20 protein-coding genes and 1 pseudogene are annotated in these 19542 nt (G+C 65.7%); 14 read left to right on the top strand and 7 right to left on the bottom strand.

The annotated features are described in order from the left end of the window. Positions 1–202 precede the first annotated feature (202 nt). Positions 203–1162 (top strand): acyltransferase, encoded by a 960-nt coding sequence (locus HPY83_09835; protein ID NPV08244.1) that lies wholly within the window; start codon positions 203–205, stop codon positions 1160–1162. 136 nt (positions 1163–1298) lie between these two features. Beyond that, entirely contained in the window at positions 1299–3488 is a 2190-nt protein-coding gene (locus HPY83_09830) for a hybrid sensor histidine kinase/response regulator (GenBank protein NPV08243.1), read from the top strand. Here HPY83_09830 and HPY83_09825 read toward each other — a convergent pair. Beyond that, positions 3406–4578 carry a response regulator gene (locus HPY83_09825; protein NPV08242.1) on the bottom strand — a complete coding sequence of 391 codons (1173 nt, stop codon included), beginning with the start codon at positions 4576–4578 and terminating at the stop codon, positions 3406–3408. The genes HPY83_09830 and HPY83_09825 overlap by 83 nt on opposite strands. 220 nt (positions 4579–4798) lie before the next feature. On the opposite strand from HPY83_09825, the gene HPY83_09820 reads away from it, so the two are divergent. The 6 genes and pseudogenes from HPY83_09820 (at position 4799) to HPY83_09795 (ending at position 10308) form a co-directional block, all read left to right on the top strand. Further along, the gene (locus HPY83_09820) at positions 4799–6187 is read left to right on the top strand and encodes an extracellular solute-binding protein (GenBank protein ID NPV08241.1); all 1389 of its coding nucleotides are present in this window, start codon (positions 4799–4801) and stop codon (positions 6185–6187) included. Between the two features lie 112 nt (positions 6188–6299). Next, complete coding sequence (locus HPY83_09815; GenBank protein ID NPV08240.1) at positions 6300–7205, top strand: sugar ABC transporter permease; 906 nt, start codon at positions 6300–6302, stop codon at positions 7203–7205. A 105-nt stretch (positions 7206–7310) separates the two neighbouring features. Then, a complete protein-coding gene (locus HPY83_09810; GenBank protein ID NPV08239.1) occupies positions 7311–8153 on the top strand; it encodes a carbohydrate ABC transporter permease in 843 nt (280 codons plus the stop codon). A gap of 261 nt (positions 8154–8414) precedes the next feature. After that, on the top strand, positions 8415–8645 hold the full coding sequence (locus HPY83_09805) for a DUF433 domain-containing protein (GenBank protein ID NPV08238.1): 231 nt from the start codon (positions 8415–8417) through the stop codon (positions 8643–8645). Further along, positions 8642–9010, top strand: a pseudogene (locus tag HPY83_09800) (DUF5615 family PIN-like protein). The gene HPY83_09805 and the pseudogene HPY83_09800 overlap by 4 nt, the downstream one beginning before the upstream one ends. Positions 9011–9042: 32 nt before the next feature. Continuing rightward, positions 9043–10308: a DegT/DnrJ/EryC1/StrS family aminotransferase gene (locus tag HPY83_09795; protein ID NPV08237.1), complete on the top strand. Its 1266-nt coding sequence runs from the start codon at positions 9043–9045 to the stop codon at positions 10306–10308. A gap of 281 nt (positions 10309–10589) precedes the next feature. Here the strand turns inward: HPY83_09795 and HPY83_09790 are convergent, their stop codons facing one another. After that, a complete protein-coding gene (locus HPY83_09790; GenBank protein ID NPV08236.1) occupies positions 10590–11714 on the bottom strand; it encodes a DUF362 domain-containing protein in 1125 nt (374 codons plus the stop codon). 320 nt (positions 11715–12034) lie between these two features. Here HPY83_09790 and HPY83_09785 point away from each other — a divergent pair, with 320 nt between their 5' ends. The 4 genes from HPY83_09785 to HPY83_09770 all read left to right on the top strand — a co-directional run bounded on the left by HPY83_09785 (position 12035) and on the right by HPY83_09770 (position 15109). Then, on the top strand, positions 12035–13255 hold the full coding sequence (locus tag HPY83_09785; protein ID NPV08235.1) for a methyltransferase: 1221 nt from the start codon (positions 12035–12037) through the stop codon (positions 13253–13255). A gap of 53 nt (positions 13256–13308) precedes the next feature. Then, positions 13309–13479, top strand: a complete 171-nt coding sequence (locus HPY83_09780) for a histidine kinase (GenBank protein NPV08234.1) — start codon at positions 13309–13311, stop codon at positions 13477–13479. A gap of 151 nt (positions 13480–13630) precedes the next feature. After that, positions 13631–14620 (top strand): zinc-dependent alcohol dehydrogenase family protein, encoded by a 990-nt coding sequence (locus HPY83_09775; GenBank protein ID NPV08233.1) that lies wholly within the window; start codon positions 13631–13633, stop codon positions 14618–14620. A gap of 120 nt (positions 14621–14740) precedes the next feature. Then, a complete protein-coding gene (locus tag HPY83_09770; protein ID NPV08232.1) occupies positions 14741–15109 on the top strand; it encodes a hypothetical protein in 369 nt (122 codons plus the stop codon). Between the two features lie 94 nt (positions 15110–15203). On the opposite strand, the gene HPY83_09765 is transcribed toward HPY83_09770, so the two are convergent. From HPY83_09765 to HPY83_09745, 5 genes are all read right to left on the bottom strand, one after another. Beyond that, positions 15204–15659 (bottom strand): PIN domain-containing protein, encoded by a 456-nt coding sequence (locus tag HPY83_09765; GenBank protein ID NPV08231.1) that lies wholly within the window; start codon positions 15657–15659, stop codon positions 15204–15206. Further along, positions 15652–15927, bottom strand: a complete 276-nt coding sequence (locus tag HPY83_09760; GenBank protein ID NPV08230.1) for an AbrB/MazE/SpoVT family DNA-binding domain-containing protein — start codon at positions 15925–15927, stop codon at positions 15652–15654. Before HPY83_09760 ends, HPY83_09765 begins: the two co-directional genes overlap by 8 nt. Before the next feature lie 95 nt (positions 15928–16022). After that, entirely contained in the window at positions 16023–16196 is a 174-nt protein-coding gene (locus tag HPY83_09755; GenBank protein NPV08229.1) for a hypothetical protein, read from the bottom strand. A 39-nt stretch (positions 16197–16235) separates the two neighbouring features. After that, a complete protein-coding gene (locus HPY83_09750) occupies positions 16236–16652 on the bottom strand; it encodes a DUF86 domain-containing protein (protein NPV08228.1) in 417 nt (138 codons plus the stop codon). Further along, positions 16645–17085, bottom strand: coding sequence for a nucleotidyltransferase domain-containing protein (locus HPY83_09745; GenBank protein NPV08227.1), 441 nt, complete (start codon positions 17083–17085; stop codon positions 16645–16647). Before HPY83_09745 ends, HPY83_09750 begins: the two co-directional genes overlap by 8 nt. A 402-nt stretch (positions 17086–17487) precedes the next feature. Here HPY83_09745 and HPY83_09740 point away from each other — a divergent pair, with 402 nt between their 5' ends. Further along, entirely contained in the window at positions 17488–18909 is a 1422-nt protein-coding gene (locus tag HPY83_09740) for a B12-binding domain-containing radical SAM protein (protein NPV08226.1), read from the top strand. A 55-nt stretch (positions 18910–18964) separates the two neighbouring features. Then, complete coding sequence (locus tag HPY83_09735; protein NPV08225.1) at positions 18965–19522, top strand: hypothetical protein; 558 nt, start codon at positions 18965–18967, stop codon at positions 19520–19522. Positions 19523–19542: the final 20 nt, after the last annotated feature.

Below are 19542 nucleotides of genomic sequence, written 5' to 3'. Positions count from 1 at the left end.
ATGGGGAGAGTGGGGGATGGGCATCCCTTTCCCCGGCTTGTGTCCCATGAGCGCAGATACCGCTGCTAGGCGCACCGAGACCAGTCGGGATCATGCGGACTTGGCAGGCAATGATGCGACTGGCCCCACTTACCTGGTGATCGGTTCTGGGGTAAGCTGGAGAGGAGTTCCAGGGCCCATCCCTTCGTCTTGGAGTGAATGCATGAAAGACGTACGCGTGGCCGCGGTTCAGTTCGAGCACGCGCCCGGCGACAAGGAGGCCAACCTGGCCAAGGTGCGCGCCTTCACCGCCGAGGCGGCCCAGCGACAGGTGCAGATACTGGCCTTCCCCGAGTGCTGCCTCACCGGCTACTGGCACCTCCGTCACCTCTCCCGCCAGGAGCTCCTCGAGCTGGCGGAGCCCGTCTTCGAGGGGCCGTCATCGCAGGAGCTGCTCGCCCTATCTCGCAGGTATGGGCTGACGGTGGGAGCGGGCTTGATAGAGCTGGCCGACGACGGTACCCTCTACAACACCTACGTGGTGGCCATGCCCGATGGGCAGATGCGCCGGCACCGGAAGATCCACGCTTTCATCAGCGCTTACGTCTCCTCCGGCTCCGAGTACACTGTGTTCGACACCCCCCACGGCTGTCGGGTGGGAGTGCTCATTTGCTACGACAACAACATCGGGGAGAACGTGCGCATCACCGCCCTCAAGGGTGCCGAGGTGCTCCTGGCGCCCCATCAGACGGGGGGCTGCGCCCTCAAGGACCCGCACACCATGGGCCGGGTGGACCGGGCCCTCTGGGACAACCGGGAGGCCGATCCGGAGGCCATAGAGGCCGAGTTTCGGGGCCCCAAAGGCCGGCAGTGGCTGATGCGGTGGCTACCGGCCCGAGCCCACGACAACGGCCTCTTCTTGGTGTTCGCCAACGGCGTGGGGGTGGACGATGACGAGATCCGCACCGGCAACTCGATGATCCTCGACCCTTACGGCCGCATTCTGGCGGAGACGTGGAAGGCCCGCGACGAGATGGTGGTGGCCGACCTGGACGCCTCCTTGCGGGACCAGTGCACCGGGTTGCGCTGGATGCGCACGCGCCGCCCGGAGCTGTACGGCCCGCTGGTGGAGCGCACCGGGATGGAGACCGACACTCGCTCGTTGCGCTTCAGCGCCATGTAGACGGGACAGGCGGCTGAACCCGAGCGCACGAGCGGCAGCGATTCCCGCCCCGGCGATCAAGCAGCTATAATGCTCGCAGCCGTTATTGCTGCCCTTCTTAGGGTGCGCATGCAGCCGACTGGGGGAGCCGGGACCCATGAGTGCGAGAACGGAGCTTCTGGCGCGTGACCTGCAGGACCTGAGGCGGCAGTACCTCAAGCTCCTGATCGTGGTGGGGGCGGTACTGGTCTGGTCGGCGGCCATGCGGTTCTTCTCCCACGACAGCCGCTGGGAGCGGACCTGGCCCGTCCTCGTTGCCGTGCTGGCCGCGGTGGTGTTGGGAGGCGCGCTCCTCCGGCGGCACTTCGGCTGGGCGGCCCTCGCGGTGACCCTCTGCTTGTCCACCGCCGTCCTGCTGGAGGTGCACCTCGTCGGCGGCGTTCTGTCACTGGCCATGCTTCCGGCCCTGGTGGTGCTGGTCTCGGCCATGTCCGCGCCGCTGACCCTGCTCACGGGGGGCTACCTTGCCCTGGGCCTCCTCCTCCAGGCCCGGCTAGGCCCGCCCGGCGGCCTCCCGCTGGAAGCATCTCTGGCCAGCGTTCTCCTGGTGTCTGCCGCCAGCCTGGCGTCTTCTCATCAGTTCCAGACCGCCTTCTCCTGGGCTCGCTCCGCCGCCCACCGGGCCGAGAAGGCGGCGGCCGATTCGCAGGATCGTCGGAGGGAGGCGATCAAGGCTGTCACTGCCATGAGGAACGCCTACTACCTTCTCGAGCGCACCAACCACGCTTTGGCCCAGACTCAGGCGGAGTTGGTGGAGGCTCGCCGGCTCAAGACCGAGTTCGTCAACATGGTCAGCCATGAGCTCCGGGCTCCCCTCAACTACATCGTGGGCTTCAGCGAGCTCATGGTGAACAGCCCCGAGGTCTACAGCACCCAGCCCTGGCCACCCCGCCTGCTCCAGGACCTGACCGAGATCTACCGCAGTAGCAGTCACCTCTCCCGGCTGATAGACGACATCCTGGACCTGGCCCAGATCGAAGCCCACCGGCTGCTTCTCAGGCGCGAGTACTGCGACCTGGCGACCGTGGCGCGCGAGGCGGCCAGCATCGTTCGCCCCTGGCAGGAACGCAAAGGGCTAGCGCTGGAAGAGCACTACGAGGACGACCTCCCTCCTCTCTACCTGGACCGGACTCGGGTGCGCCAGGTGGTCCTGAATCTGCTCAACAACGCCGTCCGCTTCACCGACGAGGGGAAGATCACCCTTCGGGTGTACCGCCACCGGGGCGAGGTACTCCTCAGCGTGTCCGACACCGGCCCCGGCATCCCTGAAGACAAGCTTGACCGCATCTTCGAGGAGTTCGTGCGCCTGGATGCCCCCGGCGGCCGGCCGGTAGAGGGCACAGGCCTGGGTCTGGCCATCTCTCGCCGGCTGGTGCAGATGCATGGGGGTCGTGTCTGGGCTACCAGCCAGGTGGGTCGAGGTAGCACCTTCTTCGTCAGTTTCGCCCCGGCTAGCCAAGAAGCAGTGCCCGCCACTCGCGGCATCCCGCCGTCGTACTGGGAAGAGCTGCAGAAGCAGGGGCTGAGCCGGGACATACTGCTTTGCCTGGGTCGGGAGGAGGTCCGGGCCTCCCTGGCCGAGGAGCTCCCCGAGTACGATGTGGTGCTGGGCCACGCGTCTGCCGTTGCCTCCGCGGTGAGAGAGCTTCGGCCTCGAGCGGTGGTGGTGGACCAAAGGGACACCAACCCAGAGGAGGTGCGGGACCTGCTGGACGAGGTGCCGGACGACGTGCCGGTGGTCTCCCTATCGCTGCACGGAAGCGGCGAGGACAGACTGGAGGGAACGGAGGCCCACCTGGTCAAGCCGGTGAGTCGGGCCCGCCTGCTGGAGACCCTGGCGCGGGTCTGCCCCGGGGCCGAAGAAGTGCTGGTGGTAGACGACGATCCCCGCATGCAGCGCTTCATCAGGGCCACCCTCGAGTCGGCCGACCGGCGTTACCGGGTGTACGCGGTGGGCTCGGCTGCCGAGGCCCTGCAGAGGGTGCGCCTGGGTAGCACCCACGTCATCCTGCTCGACCTTCGCCTCCCGGACATGGACGGCACGGACCTGCTGCGGCTACTGCGCCGGGACGGAGCCCTGAAACAGGTGCCAGTGATCACCGTATCGGCCGTGGTGAACCCGGGTGAGGACCTGAGCGAAAGCAGGGAGACGTTCGCCGTGTCCTGCAAGCGGCGGCTGGGCAAGCCACAGGTGATGCAGCTTCTCAGGACCAGCTTGGACGAGATCCCCCCGCGTCGGCACTGGGAAGAACTCGAGCCAGAGCCTGCAGCAGGCGGGGGCGGGTGACGGGCTTGCGGATGAACTCCCGGGCCCCGAGGGTGAGGGCCAGCTCCGGGTCCTTCCATACCGAACAGACGATGACGGGGATGGGACGGGTCTCGGGGGTGGACTGCAACTGCTGGAGCACTTCCCAGCCGTCCACGCCGGGCATGAGCACGTCCAGCACGATCACGTCGGGACGGATCTGGCTGGCCTCTTCGACGGCGCGGGCTGCGTCATGTACCGCGATCACCTTCACCGCGTGGCCCTGGACGCACCGGCGCAGCAACTGGTTGGCCAGCGGTTCGTCGTCTATGAGCAGGAGGAGCGAGGGACGCCGGGCGGGGAAGGCGCATACGACCGAGCCTCGGCCGGCTGCCTCTACCCGTCCTAGGCTTAGCTCCGCCAGGTAGTTGCACTCCTGCAGCAGGTCGGCATCGAGCGGGAGGGCTTCTCTGCCTTGCACGGTGAAGCGGAAGATCACCTCGTCTCCCACGGACGTCAGCTCCGCCCGGACGGCGGTGCCCGTGCCCAGGGGGGCCAACTCGCTCAGAATGCGGGCCAGCACCTGTCGCAGAGTCACGCGGTCGGCGTAGACGGGCAGGGAGTGCTCCGGGAGTTGCAGGGCGGCCTCGCAGTCTCGATAGCGCTGACGGAGGATGAGGGCCAGCTGGTACAACACCTGTCGGGCGTCCAGCTCCGTGGGGGAGACCTCGAGGGCATCGGCGGCGCGGCGGAAAGCGTCGGCGCCCTGCCCGTCGTCGGGCTGTCCTAGCCTGTCGCTCAGCAGGGCGGCGAGGGCGGCGATGCCGCGGCTCTGCTCGCGGCGGACCTGCCTCTCGCTCAGGCCCATGTGGTCCTGCACCTGGACGGGAGTTCGCTGCTCTACGAAGCGCAGCCAGAGTGCCTGCCACGGGCGCCAGGCCGGATCGTCGGGAGGAGTGGCGTCGGGCGGCTTGAGGTGGCCGATCTCGTCCAGCAGCAGTTGCCGCAGTGCCTCGCCCCGCTGTAGACCTTCTGTAGCTGCCAGGCTGGCGAGGGGGTGGCCGTGCAGGTAGGTGCTGTCGTTCAGGTGCGACAGGAGGTCGTGGACCTGTTCCTCTGACACGACGTTCACATCATCTCCCTGGGGGCGCCCGGCATGGCCGGCGGTTGGCCGCATCTCGGCCGCCACATCGTTGTGGCGTGCTCTACAATAGAATCACGATCGGTGTCTCGCTGCAAGGCTGGCGGGAGCACGGTTGCGGGCCTGAGCGGCCCTTCAGCGCTGTCAGACCCGGCCCGCATCCGGCCTCCCGGCGGTCGGTTCCTGCCTAGCCACCTAAGGAGGAAGGGAAATGAGACGTCTGACCAGAAGGCACGTGCTGCAGCTGACAGGAGGCGCTGCCCTAGCGGGCGCACTGGCCGCCTGCGCCGGCGCCACGCCGGCCCCGAGCGGCGAGGCGGCACCCGGGGCCGAGGAGGTCAAAGCGGCACCGCCGGCGGCCGGTGAGCAGGTCGAACTGCGTTACATCAAGCTGGCCATGGACCGGGATGTGGAAGTCTACTTCACCGAGACTGCCATACCCTCGTTCCATGAGGCCAACCCGGGCTACAAGGTCACGGTTGACATGAGCGACTGGGATCACTTAGGTGAGAAGCTCATGACCAGCTTCGCCGGCGGACTGCCAGTAGACCTCGTGGAGACGGGTAGTGACTGGGTAGGGCCCTACGCCGCACGGAAGCAGTTTCTGCCCCTTGACGACATGATCGCCTCCGATTATCAGGATGAGATCGAAGACTTCTACGCGGACATGGTGGACATCTCCCGCTACAAGGGCAGCCTCATGGGGTTACCACATATTCTGGACATCCGGACGCTCTGCTATCGCAAGGACTATTTCGAGGAGGTCGGACTCGACCCGGAAGAGGGGCCTGACACCTGGGACGACTTGGTTGAATATGCCACCAAGCTTGTCCAGTATGATGGCGACAACATCAAGCGGGCGGGCTATCTCATGGCAGCCGGTGACCCCACGCACGCGACATTTGAGTACTGGTACCTGCTGGTGCAGAACGGGACGGACGTGGTTGTCCCCTGGGGTAGCTGGGATCCGAACGACGTCAAGGTGGACTCGCCGGAGTCGCACGAGGCGCTACAGTTCCTGGTGGACCTGATCAACAAGCACAGGGTCTGTCCCGTCACCGGCATGACCACGCAGAACCCGGACCTGAACGCGCTCGCGGAGGGGATCACGGGAATGTCGGCCAATGGTTCCGCCGTTGTAGGCAACTTCAAGCGCTATGCCCCCGACAGGCTGGAGTTCCTGGGCGTGGGCAAGCCGACAATGAAGAAGGAGCGCAAGCACTACGCCTGCCCCAACGTGCACTGCATCGGCGTCAATACCAAAGACGCCGAGGGTGCCTGGAAGCTTCTGAAGCACATTGTGTCCAAGGAAACCATCACAGGCATGCTCTCACCAGAGAATTACACACCCCCGCGGCGATCTATCGCCGCTGAAGCTGAGTACATGCAGGATCCGCTGCTGAAGGCGTTCCAGGCCATCCCCGAGAATGGCTGGGGTACCACCACCCCGCAGGCGACCGAGTGGCCTACCCTGGAGAACATCGGCCATTACGTCCAGGCGGCTCTGCGCCTGGAGATGACGGTAGAGGAAGCTCTGGCGAAGGCGGCAGAAGACACGCGACGCAAGATCGCTGAGCTGGTGGAAGCCACCGGCGCCTGATGAAGCGTTGTGTCCGGAACGCCTCTCTCCGGCCGAGCCGAAGGGGGGCGTTCGTCTCGATTCTGGGTGCATGCTGGCAAGCACCGGTGTGTACATGGCACAGGAAGGTACAGTGGCAGCAGCAATGGGGTCGCGGAAGAAGCGGGTGGGACTGACGCAGCAGGAGAAGGCTGCCATTGTCTTCGTCGCTCCCCTGCTCTTCTTCCTCACCGTGTACTGGATCGCCCCGGCGCTCTCGTCCCTCTACTTCAGCCTGACGAACTACAGCGTGGTCCTCGCCACCAAGTGGGTGGGGGTCACCAACTTCAGTCGGCTGACGGGAGACGTGCTCTTCTGGCGCTCCCTGAAGAATTCGGCGTACTTCACCCTGGGCAACATCCCCTTCTCCATCGGCATCGGCTTGTTGTTGGCCATCACTGTCAACTCAGCCATCCGCATGCGCCATATGTTCCGTGTGGTGTTCTACCTGCCCATGGTCACGTCCAGCATAGCCCTGTCCATGGTCTGGCTATGGCTGCTAGACCCGCACTTTGGTCTTATCAATGCCCTCCTCCGCGTCATTGGCATCCCGGCCCAGCAGTGGCTCCAGAGCACCAGTCAGGCCATGCCCTCCATTGTGCTCATGAGCGTCTGGGGCGGGGTGGGCGGAACGATGATCATCTACCTGGCAGGGTTACAGGGCATCCCCGAGAGCCTGTACGAGGCGGCCAGAGTGGACGGCGCTGGCCGCTGGCAGTGCTTTCGCTTCGTCACCATCCCCAGCCTTCAGCCTGTGACCCTGTATCTGCTGGTGACCAGCATCATCGGCTCGTTCCAGATATTCGGTCCCATCTACGCCATGACCGATGGGGGCCCCGCCTTCGCCACCACGACCATCGTGCACCAGATCTACATCAACGGTTTCCGCTACTTCAACATGGGGTACGCTGCCGCCCAGTCCTGGGTGCTGTTCGTTATCCTTCTGGGGCTGTCCATAGTGAACCTGCGGCTTCAGGTCTATGGCTTCGTCTCCGACTAACGCGATATGGGTGCGCGCATGACAACGGACGTCACCAGAGCCGGCGCGATCGTGTCTCAGGACCGGGTGGCCGCGCCGGCTAGATGGCTTCGGACCGCATCGCGCCTGCTGGGATACCTGGCGCTCGGCACTGCTGCCTTGTCCATGCTCATACCTTTCATCTGGATGATCTTCACCTCCTTCAAGCCCCGACACGTCATCTTCCAGATGCCGCCCGTGATCTGGACCACCGAGTACACTGTCGAGCACTACGTCGTTGCAGTGACCAAGGGCAACTTCGACATCTATTTCAAGAACAGCTTCATCGTCTCCGGCTTCACCACATTGATCACGCTGCTGTTGGTGAGCATGGCTGGTTATGCCTTCGCTCGGCTGCACTGGCGGGGACGGGACGCTGTGTTCATGGTGGTGCTCGCCACTGCCATGCTTCCCGGTCTCATTGCGCTCATACCTACCTTCCTCATCGTAAAGTACACTCCCCTGGCGGGAGGGAACGATATACTGGGCCGTGGCGGCGTCGGCTGGCTCGACTCGTACCCAGGGCTAATCTTCCCAGCAGTCGGAGGCGGGTTCAGCGTCTTCCTGGTGCGGCAGTTCTTCAGCACCTTGCCCCGGGAGCTGGAGGATGCGGCTCGGGTGGACGGCTGCAGCGAGTACCGCATCTATAGCCAGATCATCATGCCTCTGTCCAAGCCGGTGCTGGCTGTAGTCTCGATCTTCACCTTCCAGGCGTCCTGGAACGACTTCCTGTGGCCCCTGGTCATTATCCAGAGCGACCGCATGCGCACCATCCAACTGGGCCTCACCCTGTTCCGGTCTCAACACAACGTGGAGTGGGGCGTGCTCATGGCCGGTACGACCCTGGCCACGGCCCCGACCGTGACTCTGTTCCTGCTGGCCCAGCGCTACTTCGTTCAGGGTATCGCTTTGACCGGAATCAAGGGCTGAGCTTCGCTGACCACGACAGACCGGGGGCAAGGCTCTCGCTCGCCTGGCCCGACTGCGCAACCGCACCTGGGAACTGTTGCGGTGGTAGGGGGCAGTCAGTGGCTCTTGGGAGCCGCCTCGGCATACACTGGCGCAGTGGCTATGGCCGTGAACGGCGCCTCCGGCATGATGCTGTATACTGGAAGCCGGCCGATGTGGCTCCTCACCAGGTGAGGGTCCATGGCAGTCCCGCCCGGTCAAGCTGGCGAGGAGCAAGGCAATATGAAGCCGCTGACACGCATCACGCGCGACCCACAGGTGATGGGGGGCAAGCCGGTCATTCGCGGGCTCCGCGTCACGGTTGGTACCGTGGTAGGACTGGTAGCGTCAGGTTACTCCACAGCCGAGATTCTTGAGCTCTACCCCTATCTAGAACCGGAGGACATCTCCGAGGCGCTGGCCCACACCGCCTGGCGCGTCGAGGAGAGCGAGATGCCCCTGGCCGAGGCATGAGGATCCTGGTAGACATGAACCTCTCGCCGAAGTGGGTGCCCGTGCTGGAACAGGGTGGATGGTGTGCGGTTCATTGGTCCAGCATGGGCAACCCCGCTTCCACGGATTAGGCTATCATGGAGTGGGCGCGCAGCAGGGAGTATGTCGTCCTGACTCACGATCTCGATTTCGGGGCCATTCTGGCTGTCACCCGTGCCGAGGGGCCAAGCGTGATTCAGGTCCGGACGCAGGATGTTGCCCCGCAGCACCTGGCTCCGGTAGTCCTAGCCGCGTTATGCCAGTATCGCTCTCTTCTCGAAACGGGAGCGCTGGCAAGCGTAGCCGAAAGCAGAGCCCGAGCTCGCATACTCCCTCTGCGGGACTGACTCTCTAGCAACTACACTGAGGAGGGGGCACCATGCCCAAGCTGGCTATCAACGGTGGCGCGCCGGTCGTACCCGGCGGCCTCAAGACGCAGTGGCCCATCATTGACGACAGCGACCGTGCTGCCGTGATCGAAGTCCTGGAGAGCGGCAAGTGGTGCAGCGCCGGGTTCTACTACGAACACCCTCTCGACTCCAAGGTGGCCCAATTCGAGAAGGCCTGGGCCGAGTGGGTGGGCACCAAGCACGCCGTGGCCGTGGCCAACGGCACGGCAGCCCTCACCCTGGCCCTCCGGGCCGCCGGGATCGAGGCCGGCGACGAGGTGATCGTCCCCGCAGTCACCTTCATCGCCTCCGCCACCGCCGTAGTCTTGGCCAACGCCATCCCCATCTTCGCCGACATCGTCCCGGATACCTACCAGATCGATCCCGACCATGTCGAGAGCCTCATGACCTCGCACACTCGAGCCATAATGCCCGTCCACTACGGGGGCTACCCGGCCGACATGGACCGCATCATGGAGATCGCCAGCAAGCACGACCTGGTGGTGCTGGAGGACTGCGCCGAGGCCCACGGGTCGGAGTGGCGGGGCAAGCGGGTAGGATCGCTGGGGCACCTGGGCGGCTTCAGCCATCAGATGGGCAAGCCCCTGGCCGCGGGTGAGGGGGGCAGCATCACCACCAGTGACGAGGACTTCGCCCGCAACTGTTACTCCTACGGCGACCTGGGGCGCATCCCGGGGGGAGCCAAGTACGAGCACTACATCCCGGCAGGTAACAACCGCATGACTGAGTTCCAGGGGGCGCTCCTGCTCACCGCCCTGTCCCGGCTGGATGCCCAGACGCAGACCCGCTACGAGAACGGGGAATACTTCGCTCGTGAGCTGGACCGCATCGGTGGCATCCCTGCCCTCAAGCGGGGCGATCCCCGCATCACCAAACGTGGTTACTACTTCTACTTCCTGCGCTACCAGCCGGAGCAGTGGGGCGGGGTGTCCCGGGACCGGTTCGTGCAGGCGATGAACGCAGAAGGCATACACTGCGGCACCGCCCATAACCAGCCCCTCTACAAGAATCCCGTGTTCGCCCAAATGAGCTTCGGCCGGACGGGATGCCCGGTGCTCTGTCCCCACCACGGGGAGCCACCGGACTACTCGAAGGTCCGCTGCCCGGAGGCCGAGCGCGTCTACGACACCGAAGTGGTGGCGCTGGGCAAGGATTTCCTCATGCAGAGGGAGCACGTGGATCGGGTGCTGGAGGCCATCGGCAAGATCAAGGAGAACCTAGACGAGCTGAGGTAGATCTACCTCGGGCAGGAACCTCTCCCCCCGGCCCCTCGCTGAGAAGGGAGGGGTGCCGTCTGTGGGGGCCATTTAGCGCGTGGGCGCGCGAACTCCTCGAGGGTCGTGTCAGGGCGTGGCCTCGTAGGGCGGTCGTGTCCTCGGCGGGACAGGCGGTTGGCTGTGGCGCGCGTGTCCCTCACCGAGGAGTGAGCGTCCCCCAGACGCGGGGGTACCGTCTGCCCGGGTCCGCTCGCGCGTGGGCGCGCGAACTCCTCGCATCGGGCTCACCCTTCTGGAGATCAGCGCCAGGGCAGGAGACGGGCCAGGGGATTGTGGCGCAGCTCGATGGCGCCCTGGGGGCACATCTCCTGGCAGCAGTAGCAGCGGATGCAGCGCCCATCATCTATGCGGGCCAGGCCCTCCTCGATCTCTATGGCCCCCGGCGGGCAGCTCTCGCGGCACACCCCGCAGGCGACGCACAGGTCGGGGATGACCACCGGCCTGGCCGTGGTCCACCGGCGGGCCAGGTCTTCCATCCAGCGAGGGAAGTTGGTGCGGCGCAGCGTCTCCGGCAGGCGAAAGCCTGGGACCGCAGCCTGCTCCAAGGACAAGCCCGACACCTGCAGCCGATCGAGCCGCAGGGCATCGGGGTCGAGTTCAGCGGCGGCCGCTAGGTATGGGATGCGTTCCGGGTCCGCGCCTATCACGGCGGCGGCAGCCAGGTCCACAGCGAGACCATCGGCGCCCGCCAGGATCAAGCCTACGTCGCGGAGGTCGCCGTTCCGCGGCCCTGCCCCCTCCATGCCCACCACCGCGTCCACGACGGAGAGTGCCGGGCTGACAGCATGGTAGAGATCTACCAGCATGCGGCCGAAGGCGGCTGGCGACTGATAGGTCACGTGCAGGCGCGCCTTCTCGATGCCGGCGATGGTGCCGTAGAGGTTCTTCACCGCGCCGGTGTAGAGCATCAGCCCGTGAGTCTTGAGCTTGGCCACAGAGATGACCTTATCGGCCCGGAGCACCGGCTGGGCCAGCACGAAGCTCTTGGCCACCCTCCCTTCGGCGTGGGGGGCAGGTTTCCCGCCAGTGAAGGGCACGAAGCGGGCGCCGGTCTCCCGACAGACGTCCATGATGCCGCAGCGCTCCGCCACTCGGACGGCGCTCCCGAAGCCCGGGCTGTCGCCCACCCACACCTCGGCGCCGGCTTCCTGGCAACCGACTACGACGGCCCGCACTACCTCGGGGTGGGTGGTGACCCCCTTCTCCGGCGAGGAAGCCACCAGCAGGTTGGGCTTGACCAGCACCGTCTCGCCGGGCCGGATGAACGAGCGGAAGCCGCCCAGGTCCCCCACGGCGCGGGCGACGGCCGCCTCGACTTCAGCGCGGGCGTAGGACGGGCAGGGGCGAATGCTGACGTGACTCATGAGGCGGTAAGAGCCGACAAATGAGTTGACCTCTCTCCTGGCCGGGTCTAGACGGCGACCGGCAACGTCCCAAGACTGACGCACCCAGGGGCGGATTGTCAACTTGGGTGGACAGGGCTGCCTTCCCGGCTCACTCCGAGGTCGGAGTACCCCTGCCGGGGCCAGGCCGCATGGGCTCTACACGAAGAGACCGACGCCCAGGGCAGCCCCCGGCCGGTTGGTCAAGCCGCCAGATCTACGTCGGCATCCCTTTCCCCCTGCCCCTCCAGCGCTGGGTCGGGTACAATTGAGGCAACCGACCTTGGGCGGAGGGACCAGGGATGAACTCAAGAGAGCGGGTGCGACGAGCACTGGAGTGGCAGGAGGCGGACAGGCCACCGCTCGACCTGGGCGGGACGCGGGCCTCGGGCATCAACGCCGTGGTCTACGCTCGGCTGAAGGAGCGGATGGGGCTGGATACGCCCACCAAGCTGGTAGACTCCATGCAGATCCTGGCGGAGGTCGAGCCGGAGGTGCTAGAGCGGCTGGAGATAGACGTGGTACCCCTGGAGGCAGCCACTGCCCGCTGGGCGGAGCAGGACGCCTCCCAGGGCGTAGCCTGTGACCTCTTCTGCGGCCAGAGGGTGTACTTTCCCCCCGGGACCGACATTCGGGAGGAGCGGGACGGCAGTTGGGTACTATGCCGGCCCGACGGCGAGCCCTATGCCCGCATGCCCAAAGACGGCTACTACTTCGACTTCCTCCGCCCCACCATGAGGGGGCACATTGACCCCGACGCCTTCCGGCCCAAAGATACCGTTCCCGACGAGGACCTGCGGGCGCTGGAGAAGCGGGCGAAGTACCTCTACGAGAGCACCGACAAGGCCATCCTGGGGTGGGGGGCCAGCATCAGCCTCATGGGCCTGAGCTGGCTGCTATCGGACAACATCACCCAGGGCTCGCTGGACGACTGGCTGTGCATGCTCATGGTGGAGAAGGACACCGCCCACGAGATGATGGCCCGCTACGTGGACGCGGTCATCTCTTGCCTCGAGCTCTACCACCAGGCCGTGGGCGACCGGGCTCTGGCCTGGGGGATCGCCTCGGACGACGCCGGCACCCAGCGGGGAGAGCTAATCGCGCCCGAGCTCTTCGCCGAGATGATCGTACCCCACTATGCCCGGCTGTGCGCCTGGGTGCACGCCCACACCCCCTGGAAGACCTTCCTCCACTCCTGCGGCTCCATCTACCACTACATCCCTCACTGGATCGAGGCCGGCGTGGACATCCTCAATCCGGTGCAAATCTCGGCGGCCAACATGGAGCCCGAGCGGCTCAAGGCCGAGTTCGGCGAGCGGATCGTGTTCTGGGGTGGCGGCTGTGACACCCAGAGGGTCCTGCCGCTGGGGACGCCGGATGAGGTGCGGGAGCACGTCCGGCACAACATCGAGGTGCTGGGACGGGGAGGCGGGTTCGTCTTCACTCAGGTGCACAACATCCAGCAGAACGTGCCGGTGGAGAACGTGGAGGCCATGCTGGACGAGGCTCGGCGATTGGGGTGATGGGTATATCACGCAAGGACGCAAAGGCGCCAAGAGGGCAAGGTCCGGACCATATGGCTGACGAGGATCGTATGGCGGAACTTAGGCGTCTGATTGCCGACCTGGAGGCGCGTCTGCCGGCGCATTCGGCCCCGCCGGGCATGATCCGGGAACTGGAGGATCTGGAGGAGGAGCTGGAGCGGCTAAAGCGCGCGGCCTCTGCTCCCGACCAAAGCCAGCCGTAGCGGCTCGCCGCGGCAGGAGGGTCTCGCGCAGAGGGGCTAGAGGGAAGAGACTCAGCGCCCTGGCAGCTTAGCGTGAGAGGTCTGTGGGCGCGTACGGGCGACGCCGACTGCTCCGTGGGAGTCAACGATGGACATGAGCATACCGGATACCATGCACGCGATGGTCCTGGACCGGCCGGGCGAGCCGCTCCATTGCCGGGAGGTGCCGGTGCCTGAGCCGGGGCGGCGCCAGGTGCTCCTCCAGGTGCACGCTTGCGGCGTGTGCCGCACTGACCTGCACATCGTGGACGGGGAGCTCCCCCACCCCAAGCTGCCCCTCATCCCCGGTCACGAGATCGTGGGGACGGTGGTGCGGCGAGGCAAGGAGGCGGAGCGGTTCCCGCTGGGCGAGAGGGTGGGGGTACCCTGGCTCGCCTGGACTGACCAGACCTGCCCCTACTGCCAGAGGGAGCGGGAGAACCTATGCCAGAACGCCCTCTTCACCGGCTACACTGTGGACGGTGGCTACGCCCAGTACACCGTCGCCGACGAGCGCTACTGCTTCCCCCTGCCCCCATCGTACGGCCACGCCGAGGCTGCCCCTCTCTTGTGTGCTGGCTTCATCGGCTATCGCTCCTACCGCATGGCGGGCGAACACGTGGGGAAGCTGGGGCTCTACGGATTCGGGGCAGCAGCCCACATCATCGCCCAGGTGGCCGTTTACCAGGGAAAGAGGATCTACGCCTTCACCCGCCCGGGCGACGTAGAGACGCAGGAGTTCGCCCGACGCCTGGGGGCGGTCTGGGCCGGAGGCTCGGACGAGATGCCTCCGGAGAGGCTCAACGCCGCCATCATCTACGCTCCGGTGGGGCCACTGGTGCCGGCAGCCCTGCGCTCCTCGGACAAGGCGGCCACCGTGGTGTGTGCCGGCATCCACATGAGCGACATCCCTTCCTTCCCCTACCGCATCCTCTGGGAGGAGCGGGTGGTACGGTCGGTGGCGAACCTCACCCGACGCGACGGCGAGGAGTTCCTCCGGGTGGCGCCCGAGGTGCCCGTCCGCACTACCGTCACTACCTTCCCCCTGGAACGAGCCAACGAGGCTCTCGCTGCCCTGCGCCAGGGCCGGGTCGAGGGAGCGGCGGTGCTGGTGATGGAGTAGATGCCGCTCGGCCTGGCTGGATGATGGGCTTGGGGGCGGAATGCAGGGGGAGTCCCTGACACCTCCTGGCGTGACATAACTGGAAGCCCCCGCCATACTCCGGCACCGGTGCCCTCATGCGTGCCCACGGCCACGGTGACGGACAAGCATGGCCGCAGCCAGCGCCTCCTTCGGGGAGCGGACAGGGCCCTTCACCTGACCCTGGCCCAGGCCACCTGCAACACCGACGCTCGCGATGAGAAGCTCGTCGTCGGGGGAGACCCGGTGATCCTGGTGGAGCGGAGGACGCAGCGGTTCCAGGTGGCCGTGTTCGAGTATCACCAGGAGTTCGACCGGGACGGGATGAAGGAGGGCACGGACCTGCCCTGGCGCAACTGGATGGTGCAGCTACGCCTGCTGGGCGACGACTACCTGACCCTGCGCCGCTTGCCCTTCCTCGCCGGCGACCCGAGCGCCCACGTGGCGGTGCCGCCCCAGCCGGCGCCGTGATGGGACAGAACGCTGATGACGCTGATGCGGCGCTGATCTCCTCTGATGAAGCTACAGGGGTCATGCCGGATAGGCAAGGCGGCCGCCCGGCAGCTCACGCCCGCTTGCCATCCTCTCCTGCCTGCTCTTGTCGCACCGCGCACAGAGCCACCTCGGGGAGGACGATGGGCAGTCCGGCACGCTCCTGAATTCCGGGTGGGTCGATGAGGTGTCTGCGGTCGAAGGTAACGAGATAGTCGGCCTTGCCCGAGACTGCCCCGGCGATGACGATGGCGTCTTTCGCCACGACGAAGGCCATTATCTCCCTCAGCACCTGTGGCTCTGGATCGGGCAAGATCTCCGGCTCGATCAGTTCCATCAGGAGCTGGAAGTGAGTCAAGGCCTCGGGTGCCTTACGGCTTAGGTTGCGCTCCACCTCAGCAAGCACGCCGCGGTTGACCAGGAGCTGCACCTGTCCTCTCAGCGCCAGGGCGAAAAGCTCTCGAGCCGCGCCGGTGGGGGAGTAGGCAGCAGCGAAGATGGCGCTGGCGTCGAGGAAGAGCCTAAGCATCCTTGTCGGCGCGTCTCTCCCGGATTAGCTCCTCGCGGATGTCGCGGCCGTCCTCGATGAGCTCATCCAGCTCGATCCCCCTCTCTTTCAGGGCCTGACCGATCTTGTCAAGCAGGCGCATGGCCACCACCTCGCGTGGCTGCACCAGGAGACCCTCCTCAGTCTCAATGAACGTGATCAGGTCGCCCTTCTTGAGCCCGTGCTTCTCCCTCCATTCTGCAGGCAGAGTCACTTGGCCATTCTCTTGCAGGGTATAAGCTTTGGGCACCTTAGCTCCTCTGACTAGTAAACTATGAGTTTATGGCTAGGATACCATGGCCCTTCCGGCGGGACAAGGTGCCGCACCACCCCGGAGCGGCGGTGCTAGCTGGAAGCCCACAGGTTGCCCTTCGGCGCCGGCGACCCGAGCGCCCACGTGGCGGTGCCGCCCGAGCCGGCGCCGTGATGGGAGAGAACGCTGATGACGCTGATGCGGCGCCTATCTCCGCTGATACGACCGAGGTAGAAGTGACAGGCCACGACCGGCGCTTCCGGCATGTGACCGCCTCGGGTGTGGGAAAGTGGCGGCCCGGCCGGCTACTGGAGGAGTCTAGCTATCCAGCCGATGAAGGCATCGAAGTCGCCCAGTTCGGCTCGGATGCCTCTGTAGACCATGCGGTCGTCCACTTCCCAGTAGACGTGTACGAGTAGATTGCGCAGACCGGCCAAGTCCCGCAGGCGCCGCGTAAGGTCATTGGGCAGCACCCCAGCCTCGTTCAGAACCGTGAAGCTGTCCTTGTAGTCGTGCGGGGATCGGAGCCCCTCAGAGGCAATGATGTGATTGGCTATGTTGATGCAGGTCTCGACAGAAACCTGGAGATAGTAGCGGGCACTGCCTACCGACCTAGGATCGTTCAGATAGGCCACCTCGTCCTGCTGGACGATCTCGCGCAGGTAACCCGTGTACTGCCGAAGGCGTTCAATGAGGCCGCGCAGCTTCTCTGGATCAACCATGCAGCCCCCGCTCCCGAATGCGCCGGAAGAACTGGTCTCGTAGCTCGTTGTGTATGGGCAAGTAGTCGAAGTATCGCATGCGGGTGGTAGTCTCGAACTCGACGCGAGCTTCTTCGTCTCTGGAGTAGACTAGAATCCCTTCGGTCACTACTCGTCCTCGGAAGACTATCGGCGCATCGTCTATCACCCGCACGTCCGCGTTCCGGATGCCGCAGCGGTCCTCTAGCGCCAGCTGAACCCTCAGCATCAGCTTCAGCCGCGGCAGGGGGTCAATCTCGCGGCCAACTACCAATCCCACGTCCACGTCACTGAAGGGCGTCGTCAGGCCGGTGACGCTGGAGCCGTACAGGTACGCTGCCGCCACCGGCTCATCCGCCAGGATATCCGGCAGCCCCTGGCGGAGCCTGGACACCAACGATTCCGATGCCTTCATGCATTCCGTTCCATCTGCCACGGTTCGCCTCGCAGCGGTTGAGCACCTGGATCCAGTCTAGGCCAGCAGGCGGAGGCCGGCAACGGCGGCGTGAGACCTCGCGATCGGGGACGTGGCCGCTAAAGCCCCTGCGTCACCGTTCCATGCCGAGCGGGACGGGGCTCCAGCCATCTGCCCCCTGGCGATAGGCTTCCGCCCCCGGAGAGTCATCCTCTCGCAGGGGCGGCTCGCATTGGGGGCGAGAACCGCTCTCCTCGCCGGATAGCCGGTGTTGGGCACTGATAGCCCAGAACTAGGGGGAGGATGTGCCTCTGCCCAGGCATGGTCAGGCGCTCCTTGCCCCTGACCACTGCACGTGCTATTCCATCACAGTTGCGTGTATGCTCTAGCTGGAGTGTCGCCTTGCGGATCCTGTTCGCCATCAAGCAGATAGACTACGAACCTCAGGGCATCCTGCACCTGAGTAGCGCCCTCAAGCGGGCCGGCCACGACGTGGCTCTGACGGTGGCCGCCACCGAGGACCCGGTCCGCTTCGCCCAGGAGTACCGTCCCCACGTGCTGGGCTACAGCGTCACCACTGGTTCCCAAAGCTACTACCTGGACCTGAATCGGCGCCTGCGGGCCCAGGTGGACGCCTTCTCCGTCTTCGGCGGTCCTCACCCCACCTTCTTTCCCGAGATGATCGAGGCGGAGGGCGTGGATGGCGTCTGCTTGGGTGAAGGAGAGGAAGCATTGGTGGACCTGGCCAACGCCCTGGCCCGCGGCGATGACCCTACCTCGATCCCCAACTGGTGGATCAAGTCCGCGGACGGCCGTATCCACCGGAACCCGGTGCGCCCGCCCACTCCGGATCTGGATGCCCTGCCGCCGCCCGACCGCAAGCTTGTCTTCGATAAGGATCCCTTCATCCGCAAGAGCCGACTGAAGCACTTCATCACCGGTCGGGGCTGCCCCTACAATTGCGCCTACTGCTACAACCAGGCCTACCACGAGCTGTATCGGGGCAAGGGGTCGGTGGTGCGTCGCCGGAGCGTGAGCAACGTCCTGGCCGAGCTCAAGTGGGTGAGGGCAGGCTACCCGCTCGAGTTCGTGGTCTTCCTGGACGACACTTTCATCTGGCCGCGGCCCTGGCTGGACGAGTTCTGCGCCCGCTACCCGGAGGAGATCGGGCTGCCCTTCTTCTGCAACGTCCGGCCCAACCTGGTAGACGAAGACGTGGCCCGTCTTCTCAGAGACGCCGGGTGCGTCAGCGTGGGCATGGGATTGGAGTCGGGCGACGATCGCCTGCGCAATCAGGTGCTCAGGCGGAACCTGACCCGAGAGCAGATCCTGGAGGCCAGCCGCCTGCTATACTCGGCCGGCATCAGCATCATCACCACCAACATGCTGGGCCTGCCCACGGGCACTCTGGAGTCGGATTGGGCCACGCTGGAGCTCAACGTGGCTTGTCGGCCCGGGTACGCCAATTCCTTCCTCTATCAGCCCTACCCCCGCACCGCTCTGGGGGACTTCACCCGCGAGCAGGGGCTGATGGCCGGCAGCCTGGACGACATCGCTTCCTCTGCCTGGGACAGCACCATCCTCAGCTTCGATCCGGCCACCAAGCGGCAGCTGGAGAACCTCAACCACCTGTTCGCCCTGGCGGTGGAGTGGCCCTGGGCGGTGCCGCTGATCAAGCGTCTCATCCGGCTGCCGCGCAACCCGGCCTACCGGCTGGCCTATAAGCTCTTCAAGGGCTACGCCATCAAGAAGCGCATCCACCCCTATCACCCCTCGCTGGCCGAGTTCGTGGAGACCGGGCGGCGCTTCATGCGCTTCGACTAGCGCGGTGGTACCGGCCCGGCAGGGCCGACCGACTCCGTAGGAGGGACTCCGGCGCGTGCTGTACCTGGTGGGTGGTGCTTCGAGGGCGGGCAGGTCCACGCTGGCACGGCATCTCCTCACGCGCCGGGGCATACCTTACTTCTCGGTAGACGTGCTCATGATGGGGCTCGCCCGCGGGCTGCCCGAGTTCGGCCTAGACCCGGACGACCCTTCCGAGGTGAGAGGGGAGAAGCTGTGGCCCATCCTGCGGGCCATGGCGGTGAACCTGCTGGAGGAGGAATACATTCACCCCATGTATCTCATCGAGGGCGACACGCTCCTGCCCCGGCCGGTGGCGCGGTTGATGCAGGACTATCGTGGTCGAGTGAAAGCCTGCTTCATCGGGTACGCCGCCGCCACTCCTGAGGCCAAGCTCCGTGAAGTCCGCGCCGGCGAGGCTAACTGGCTCGCGGGCTACTCGGACGCCGAGGCGCTCGCCTTCATCGCCGACATGGTCCGATTCAGCCGGTATCTACAGGCGGAGTGCGCCTCCCTTGGTCTGAAGTACTTCGACTGCTCCGACGGACCGCTAGACGCCACCGAGGCCGCCTTCGCCTACCTCGTCGCCGACTGACGTGGGGGCCACTCTCGGCC

This window comes from Anaerolineae bacterium, from assembly GCA_013178015.1.
Classification (GTDB): Bacteria; Chloroflexota; Anaerolineae; order DRVO01; family DRVO01; genus Ch71.
Note: the sequence above shows the minus strand (reverse complement) of the source record. Positions and strands in the feature narration are given on the sequence as shown.